4 protein-coding genes and 2 pseudogenes are annotated in these 6903 nt (G+C 66.5%); 3 read left to right on the top strand and 3 right to left on the bottom strand.

The genetic code is table 11. From position 1 onward, the window contains the following. Nucleotides 1–443, bottom strand: a pseudogene (locus tag G3436_RS29045) (aconitate hydratase); the annotation flags it as partial. Next, a pseudogene (gene acnA, locus G3436_RS21025) lies at nt 416–2523 on the bottom strand (aconitate hydratase AcnA). The pseudogenes G3436_RS29045 and acnA, both read right to left, overlap by 28 nt. Nucleotides 2524–2738: 215 nt before the next feature. Here acnA and rlmM point away from each other — a divergent pair. After that, nucleotides 2739–3803: a 23S rRNA (cytidine(2498)-2'-O)-methyltransferase RlmM gene (gene rlmM, locus G3436_RS21030; protein ID WP_163949040.1), complete on the top strand. Its 1065-nt coding sequence runs from the start codon at nt 2739–2741 to the stop codon at nt 3801–3803. Nucleotides 3804–3918: 115 nt separating this feature from the next. Then, the gene (gene tusA, locus G3436_RS21035) at nt 3919–4161 is read left to right on the top strand and encodes a sulfurtransferase TusA (protein WP_163949044.1); all 243 of its coding nucleotides are present in this window, start codon (nt 3919–3921) and stop codon (nt 4159–4161) included. On the opposite strand, the gene G3436_RS21040 is transcribed toward tusA, so the two are convergent. Continuing rightward, nucleotides 4158–5549 (bottom strand): MATE family efflux transporter, encoded by a 1392-nt coding sequence (locus G3436_RS21040; protein ID WP_243667243.1) that lies wholly within the window; start codon nt 5547–5549, stop codon nt 4158–4160. The genes tusA and G3436_RS21040 overlap by 4 nt on opposite strands. Before the next feature lie 154 nt (nt 5550–5703). Here G3436_RS21040 and pdxB point away from each other — a divergent pair, with 154 nt between their 5' ends. Beyond that, the gene (pdxB, locus tag G3436_RS21045; RefSeq protein ID WP_163949047.1) at nt 5704–6846 is read left to right on the top strand and encodes a 4-phosphoerythronate dehydrogenase PdxB; all 1143 of its coding nucleotides are present in this window, start codon (nt 5704–5706) and stop codon (nt 6844–6846) included. Nucleotides 6847–6903: the final 57 nt, after the last annotated feature.

The following is a 6903-nucleotide window of genomic DNA, read 5'->3' on the forward strand; positions in this document are numbered from 1 at the left end:
ACGCCCATGCCCACCAGGTTGGAGCGGTGGATGCGCTCGAAGCTTTCGGCCAGCACCGCCTTGACCCCCAGCAGGTTGGTGCCCTTGGCGGCCCAGTCGCGGCTCGAACCGGTGCCGTATTCCTGCCCGGCAATCACCACCAGCGGGGTGCCGTCGGCTTTGTAGCGCATGGCCGCATCATAGATCGCCAGCTTCTCGCCGCTGGGCACGTACACGGTAGTGCCGCCTTCCTCACCACCGAGCATTTCGTTGCGGATGCGGATGTTGGCGAAGGTGCCGCGCATCATCACTTCATGATTGCCGCGGCGCGAGCCATAGGAGTTGAAGTCGCGAGGCTCCACACCCTTGTCGCGCAGGTAGCGCCCGGCCGGGCTGTCGGCCTTGATGTTGCCGGCGGGCGAGATGTGATCGGTGGTCACCGAGTCACCCAGCAGAGCCAGCACGCGGCGCCATGGATATCCTGGATGAGCGGCAATGGGCCGGTGATGTCGTCGAAAAACGGTGGGTGCTGGATATAGGTGGAGTCATCCTGCCAGACATAGGTGGCGGCCTGGGGCACCTCGATGGCCTGCCATTGGGCGTCGCCGGCAAACACCTCGGCGTACTCCTTGTGGAACATCGCGGTATCGACCTTGGCCACGGCGTCGGCAATTTCCTGCTGGCTGGGCCAGATGTCGCGCAGGTACACCGGCTGGCCGTCGGTGCCGGTGCCCAGCGGCTCGCTGGACAGGTCCACGCGTACGCTGCCGGCCAGGGCATAGGCCACCACCAGGGGCGGCGAGGCCAGCCAGTTGGTCTTGACCAGCGGGTGCACACGGCCCTCGAAGTTGCGGTTGCCCGACAGCACCGAGGCTACCGTGAGGTCGGCTCGGGTAATGGCTTTTTCGATCGGTTCGGCCAGCGGGCCGGAGTTGCCGATGCAGGTGGTGCAGCCATAGCCCACCAGGTCGAAGCCCAGCGCGTCGAGGTACGGGGTGAGGCCCGCGGCCTTGTAGTAGTCGGTCACCACCTTGGAACCGGGGGCCAGCGAACTCTTGACCCAGGGTTTGCGTTGCAGGCTTTTTCCACGGCTTTCTTCGCCACCAGGCCAGCCGCCATCATCACGCTGGGGTTGGAGGTGTTGGTGCAGGAGGTGATGGCCGCGATCACCACGGCACCGTCCTTGAGCAGGTGGCTGGCGCCCTCGTATTCAAAGCTGGCCTCGCCGGCCTGATCGGCATTGCCGACCGCCACACCGCCGCCGCCTTCGCTCTCCAGGCGGCCGACCTCCTTGTTCGACACCTTGGGCTGCAGGCTGATGAAGCTGTTGAAGGCCTGGCTGACCTGTGACAGTGCCACGCGGTCCTGTGGACGCTTGGGCCCGGCCAGGCTGGCTTCGACTTCATCCATGTCCAGTGCCAGCGTGTCGCTGAACGCCGGTTCCTGGCCCGGCACGCGCCACAGGCCCTGGGCCTTGCAGTAGGCCTCGACCAGTTGCACGGTATCGGCCGGGCGCCCCGAGAGACGCAGGTAGTCCAGGGTCACCTCGTCCACCGGGAAAAAGCCGCAGGTGGCGCCGTACTCGGGGGCCATGTTGGCAATGGTCGCACGGTCGGCCAAGGGCAACTGCGCCAGGCCGTCGCCGTAGAACTCGACGAATTTGCCCACCACACCCTTCTTGCGCAGCATCTGCGTCACGGTCAGGACCAGGTCGGTGGCGGTGATGCCTTCGCGCAGCTTGCCGGTGAGCTTGAAGCCGATCACCTCGGGGATCAGCATCGACACCGGCTGGCCGAGCATGGCGGCCTCCGCCTCGATGCCGCCCACGCCCCAGCCCAGCACGCCGAGGCCGTTGATCATGGTGGTATGCGAGTCGGTGCCCACCAGGGTGTCGGGGAAGGCGTAGGTACGCCCGTCCTCTTCGCGGGTCCACACGGTGCGGCCCAGGTACTCCAGGTTGACCTGGTGGCAGATGCCGGTGCCCGGCGGCACCACGCTGAAGTTGTCGAAGGCATTCTGGCCCCAGCGCAGGAAGGCATAGCGCTCGCCGTTGCGCTGCATCTCGATGTCGACGTTTTCGCCGAAGGCCTGCGGTGTGGCATAACGGTCGACCATCACCGAGTGGTCGATCACCAGGTCCACGGGCGACAGCGGGTTGATCCGCTGCGGGTCGCCGCCGGCCCTGGCCATGGCCGCGCGCATGGCGGCCAGGTCGACCACGGCGGGCACGCCGGTGAAGTCCTGCATCAACACGCGTGCGGGGCGGTACTGGATCTCGCGGTCGGAACGGCGCTGCTGCAACCAGTCGGCCAGCGCACGCAGGTCGCCGTCGGTGACGGTCTTGCCGTCCTCCCAGCGCAGCAGGTTTTCCAGCAGTACCTTGAGCGACATGGGCAGGCGCTGCAGATCGCCAAGGCTGCGGGCGGCCTCGGTCAGGCTGTAATAGTGGTAGTCACGGTTGTGCACCGTCAGGGTCTTGAGGGTTTTCAGGCTGTCGAGCGAGGGCATCTGCCAACTCCTTCTGCGTCGGTGCCTGGCAATCATCCTTGCAGTCGCCAGTTCACCGCCTCTGTGACGGTCCGCACGGCACGGACCTGGCTGAACGGTCAGGTTAGCCCTGTTTGGCGGGCCTGACCAAGTACTGGACCGGCGGAGCGTGTCGCCAGTTCCTAAACTGCTTTATCATTCGCCGATTTGCCGCGTGCAGGTGTTGCGCCCGGTCAGGGTTGGCAAAGATGCCAGCCGTTCTGGAGTAAATGATGAATACCCTGTTTATGCATTGCCGGCCCGGTTTCGAGGGTGAAGTGTGTGCCGAGATCGCCGAGCACGCCGCACGCCTGGGTGTCGCCGGCTATGCCAAGGGCAAACCGCAGAGTGCCTGTGCCGAGTTCGTGTGCAACGACGCCGAAGGCGCCGAACGCCTGATGCGCGAGCTGCGCTTCAAGCAGTTGATCTTCCCGCGCCAGTGGGCGCGCGGCAGCTTTGTCGAGTTGCCCGAGACCGACCGCATCAGTGTGCTGCTCGAACACCTGGCCAGCTACCCGGTGTGCGGCAGCGTATGGCTGGAGGTGATGGACACCAACGACGGCAAGGAGCTGTCGACCTTCTGCCGCAAGTTCGAGGCGCCGCTGTGCAAGGCGTTGAGCAAGGCCGGCCGGCTGGTGGAGGGCGACAGCCAGCCACGTCTGCTGCTGACCTTTGTCAGTGGCAGGCGCGTGTTCGTCGGCCTGGCTGCGGCCGACAACTCGGCTATGTGGCCGATGGGCATCCCGCGTCTGAAGTTTCCGCGCGAGGCCCCCAGCCGTTCGACCCTCAAGCTGGAAGAGGCATGGCACCACTTCATTCCGCGTGACCAGTGGGAGCAGCGCCTGTCGGGTGACATGACCGGGGTCGACCTGGGGGCGGCGCCGGGTGGCTGGACCTACCAACTGGTCAAGCGGGGCATGCTGGTGACCGCCATCGACAACGGGCCGATGGCCGAGAGCCTGATGGACACCGGGCTGGTGCAGCATCTGATGGCTGACGGCTTCACCTTCAAGCCCCGGCAGACGGTGGACTGGATGGTGTGCGACATCGTCGAGAAGCCGGCGCGCAGCGCAGCGCTGCTGGAGACCTGGCTGGGCGAGGGGCTGTGCCGCGAGGCGGTGGTCAACCTCAAGCTGCCGATGAAGCAGCGCTATGCCGAGGTGCGGCGTTTGCTCGAACGCATCGAAGAGGGCTTCAAGGCACGCAAGATCAAGGTGTCGATCGGCTGCAAGCAGCTGTACCACGACCGTGAGGAGGTGACGTGCCACCTGCGTCGCCTTGACCTGAAACCGCGTTGACCTCTTCGCTGGCAAGCCAGCTCCCACAGGGTTTTCAGCGTTCACCGAACCTGTGGGGGCTGGCTTGCCAGCGAAGAGCCCCTCAATACCGAACAACCGTTGCCTGGAGCACCCGATGACCGATTTCACCCCCGACGCCACCCTTGACGCCAGCGGCCTCAATTGCCCCGAGCCGGTCATGATGCTGCACCAGGCCATCCGCGACCTGGCGGCCGGCGGCCTGCTCAAGGTGATCGCCACCGACCCCTCGACCCGCCGCGACATTCCCAAGTTCTGCGCCTTCCTCGACCACCAACTGGTGGGCCAGCAGGAAGACGCCGGTACCTACCTGTACTGGATCCGCAAAAAACTCGACTAAGCCTTGCCCTGCTGGCGAATGCGCTTGCGCGCACTGCGCGCCAGCCGCACCGACAGCATCAGCGCCGCGCAGGTCAGGCCGACGATCAACCCTTCCCACAAGCCGCTGGGGCCGCTGGCAGGGCCGAAATGCTCGGTCAGCCCGAGCAGGTAACCCACCGGCAAGCCGATGCCCCAGTAGGCAAACAGGGTCAGGATCATCGTCACGCGGGTGTCCTGATAGCCGCGCAGGGCGCCGGCAGCCGTCACCTGGATGGCATCCGAGAATTGGAACAGCGCCGAGTACACGATCAGCATCGAGGCAATCTGGATCACTGCCGCGTCGGTGGTGTAGATGCTGGCGATCGGCTCGCGCAGCCACAGCATCAGGCTCGCCGAGCAGCACGCATAGGCCAGCGCCGTGCCCATCCCGACACCTGCGGCAAACCGCGCCTGGCGCGGGTCGCCGGCGCCGATGGCCTGGCCTACCCGCACCGTCACCGCCATGCCCAGCGAGTAGGGGACCATGAACACCAGCGAGCTGACGTTCAGCGCAATCTGGTGCCCGGCAACCACGGTGGAGCCAAGGCTGCCAATCAGCAGCGCGATCACCCCGAAGATGCTCGATTCGGCGAATACCGCGATGCCGATGGGCAGGCCCACGCTCAGCAGGCGCTTGATCACCGACCACTGCGGCCAGTCGAAGTGGCTGAACACTCGCGCCTGGCGATAGGCGGCGGCGCGCCCGAGCCACAGCGCCATGCCCAGTGCCATGAACCACATCACGATGCCGCTGGCCCAGCCACAGCCGACGCCGCCCATGGCCGGCAGGCCCAGGTGCCCGTAGATGAATACGTAGTTGAGCGGGATGTTCAGCATCAGCCCGCCAAGGCCGATCACCATGCTCGGTCGTGTGCGGCCCAGGCCGTCGCTGCAGCAACGCAGCACGTAGTACAGCGCCACCGCCGGCAGGCCGAAGGCGATGCCTTGCAGGTAGCCCATGCACGGCGCGATCAGCTCCGGGTCGACCTTCATCAGGTGCAGTATCGGCTGCGCACTGAGCAGCAGGCCGCAACCGCCCAGGCCGACCACGCTGGCCAGCCACAACGCCTGGCGCACCAGCGGACCGATCTCGGCGTGCTGCCCGGCACCAAAGCGTTGCGCCACCTTGGGCGTGGTCGCCAGCAGGATGCCGGTCATCAGCAGGAACACCGGCACCCAGATCGAATTGCCCAGGGCCACGGCGGCCAGGTCGCGCGGGCCGACCCGGCCGGCCATCACCGCATCGACAAAACCCATCGCAGTGGTCGCCAGTTGCGCGATGATGATCGGCGTGGCCAGGCGCATCAGGCTGCGGGCTTCGGTGCCCACGCGCGCGGGGCGGGAGAGGCGGGCGGTATCGGTGTTCAGGTGCGTCACAAGGCAGGCGTCCACAATAAAAGCGCGGAAAACCGCCTAGTCTACGCCTTGACGTATTGGTCAGGAAATACACGTGCAGGGTTTATCTTGGCTGGATCAGCCCGACCGTATGGGCCTACACTGCGCTCCCTTACAGGAGAGCGCCATGCTGATTGTTGCCGACGAGAATATTCCGCTGCTCGATGCCTTTTTTGCAGGTTTCGGTGAGATCCGCCGGTACCCGGGCCGCCGTATCGACCGCGCCTGCGTGCAGGACGCCGATGTGCTGCTGGTGCGCTCGGTGACCACGGTCGACCAGGCACTGCTCGAAGGCAGCCGGGTGCGCTTTGTCGGCACCTGCACCATCGGCACCGATCACCTGGCGCTGGATTATTTTGCCCAGGCCGGCATCCACTGGTCCAGCGCGCCGGGCTGCAACGCCCGCGGGGTGGTCGACTACGTACTGGGCAGCCTGCTGACCCTGGCCGAACTCGATGGCGTGGCGCTGCCTGAGCGCAGCTACGGGGTGGTGGGGGCCGGCGAGGTGGGCGGGCGCCTGGTCGAGGTGCTGCGCAGGCTGGGCTGGACGGTACGGGTATGCGACCCGCTGCGCCAGGCCAGCGAGGGCGGGGAATACGTGAGCCTGGAGCAGGTGCTGGCCGAGTGTGACGTGATCAGCCTGCATACGCCGCTGACGCGCGGCGGCGAGCACCCGACCTGGCACCTGCTGGATGCCGAGCGCCTGGCACAGTTGCGCCCGGGCGCCTGGCTGATCAACGCCAGCCGTGGCCCGGTGGTCGACAATGACGCGCTGCGCAGCCTGCTGCAGGCACGCGACGACGTGCAGGCGGTACTTGATGTGTGGGAGGGCGAGCCGCAGGTGGACCTGGGCCTGGCCGACCTGTGCGTGATTGCCACACCGCATATCGCTGGCTACAGCCTGGACGGCAAGCAGCGCGGTACGGCGCAGATCTATCAGGCCTTCTGCGCCTGGCGGGGCGAGGCCGAGACGGTCGCGCTGGCGGACCTGCTGCCACGGCCATGGTTGGCGCAAGTGAGCCTGCAGGTCGAAACCGACCCGGCCTGGGCCCTGGCCACGCTGTGCCGCGCGGTGTACGACCCGCGCCGTGACGATGCGGATTTTCGCCGCAGCCTGAGCGCCGACCCGCAGGCGCAGCGGCTGGCCTTCGACGTGCTGCGCAAGCAGTACCCGCCACGTCGCGAGATCGAGGGGCTGGCGGTACGGATCGAGGGTGATGCGCCTGAGTTGCAGCAGCTGGTCAGGGCAGTGGGCGCCGTGTTGGCATAGTGCTTGAACTGCGTCGCCCCCTTCGCTGGCAAGCCAGCTCCCACAGGTACAGCAGTG

Origin of the sequence: Pseudomonas brassicae, from assembly GCF_010671725.1 — a bacterium.
GTDB lineage: Bacteria > Pseudomonadota > Gammaproteobacteria > Pseudomonadales > Pseudomonadaceae > Aquipseudomonas > Aquipseudomonas brassicae.

What these genes read in the sequence shown, in the direction of transcription:
- pdxB (WP_163949047.1), top strand. Translation starts at nt 5,704, where the DNA reads ATGCTGATTGTTGCCGACGAGAATATTCCGCTGCTCGATGCCTTTTTT.
- tusA (WP_163949044.1), top strand. Translation starts at nt 3,919, where the DNA reads ATGACCGATTTCACCCCCGACGCCACCCTTGACGCCAGCGGCCTCAAT.
- rlmM (WP_163949040.1), top strand. Translation starts at nt 2,739, where the DNA reads ATGAATACCCTGTTTATGCATTGCCGGCCCGGTTTCGAGGGTGAAGTG.